Annotated in this window: 2 protein-coding genes; both read right to left on the reverse strand. The window is 66.2% G+C overall.

Annotated elements, in window-relative coordinates:
- Positions 1 to 855, reverse strand: an 855-nt coding sequence (locus BJF80_RS08860; RefSeq protein ID WP_321166373.1) for an IS256 family transposase, incomplete at its 3' end; no start/stop codon positions are given.
- A gap of 457 nt (positions 856 to 1,312) precedes the next feature.
- Positions 1,313 to 1,565: hypothetical protein (locus BJF80_RS18825; RefSeq protein WP_158068507.1), on the reverse strand; the 253-nt coding region annotated here is incomplete at its 5' end.

The raw sequence follows: 1,565 nt of genomic DNA on the forward strand, positions 1-1,565 counted from the left end.
GGACCTCGAAGGCAACGCGTCTGCATAGGTCCTACCCGCGGCGGCGCAGACAACCAGCCAGACCATCTGGCCACCCCTAGGGTGCACAGACGAGGTCTGCACGATCGCCTCGGGGAAGACCGCGTTCACGCTGTCCGGCAGCCCTTTCAGGCCGTCGCACACGACGAAGAAGACGTCCTTGACACCGCGGTTGCGCAGCTCGGTCAGCACCGCCAGCCAGTACTTAGCCGACTCTCCGTCGCCGTCACCGGCCCACATGCCCAGGATGTCCTTGTGCCCGTCGAGGTCGACCCCGATCGCGGCGTAGAACGGGCGGTTGCGGACCTGGCCATCGCGGACCTTGACCACGATCGCGTCGATGAAGATCGCGGCGTAGACCCGCTCCAACGGGCGCGCCCACCAGGCGGTCATCTCGTCGATCACCCGGTCGGTGATCCGCGAGATCGTGTCCTTGGACACCGAGGCGCCGTAGACCTCGGACAGGTGGGCGGAGATCTCTCCGGTGGTCAGGCCCTTGGCGTACAGCGACAGGACCAGCTCGTCCAGGTCGGACAGGCGCCGTTGACGCTTCTTGACCAGCTGCGGTTCAAAGGAGCCGTCCCGGTCCCGCGGGACGGTCACCTCCACCGGGCCGCAGTTGTCGGTCAGCACGGTCTTGGTCCGGGTGCCGTTGCGGGAGTTGCCGCGGTTGCGGCCCTCCGGGGCGTGCTTGTCATACCCGAGGTGCTCGGACAGCTCCTCATCCAGCGCCGTCTCAATGACGGTCCTGGTCAACGCCTTCAGCAACCCGTCGGGGCCGGTCAGCGCCACGCCGGCCTCCTTGGCCTGGCGGACCATCTGCTGGGTGACAGCCATCTCCGCTGCCGTCAGCTCCCGGTCCGGTCCGGCATCCGGGATCACCCCGAATGCCTCACCGCCCGGTTCCTGCTGCTCGAGCGGACCCGGTTCCTGGTCCTCGTTCTTCTTCGGTGAAGGTGGACTCACAGCCACCAGTGTCTCGGTCATGTCGACCCTCCTGCCCCAACCGGGGCGATAGGGCCACTTACACCGTTAGAGCGATAGACCCAGCGGATCGCCATGACTTCTGTGTCGAAGTAGCGAGGGTGCAGAATGTGGTCCCGCTCGTACGCCGCGACCGTCCAGCGGTCATCCTCTGTGCGTGACAGGAGGAGTTTTCCGGTTCCTCGGCGCTGCTGATGATCCGCTGCGTAGCCGACTTCGTCCGGGTGTTGGCCGAGTCTGGTCTTTGTGGCTTTCAGGTCGTTCCCGAGAAGGGGCGGATGAGGGCCAGCGCAACACCAGGAACTGCTGACTAGCCACTCTTGCGGCGCAGGTGGCGTGGGGCGTACCGCTCAGCATCCTCGGTGACGCATTCGGGGTCGCGGTAGCGCAGGACGGCTCCGATGCTGACTTCCGGCACCGTGGAGATGGGGCCGAGGGTGTCGGGGTGGTCGCGGGTGATGACGGCTCGTCCGGAGAAGGGATTGTTCTTGCGCTTCTCACCTTCGCTGTAGCGCCAGCGTCCGGGGTAGTGGGTGAGGAGGGTCTGGCCGATGTAGCGGACG

The organism is Serinicoccus sp. CUA-874 (assembly GCF_001942225.1).
Lineage (GTDB): Bacteria > Actinomycetota > Actinomycetes > Actinomycetales > Dermatophilaceae > Ornithinicoccus > Ornithinicoccus marinus.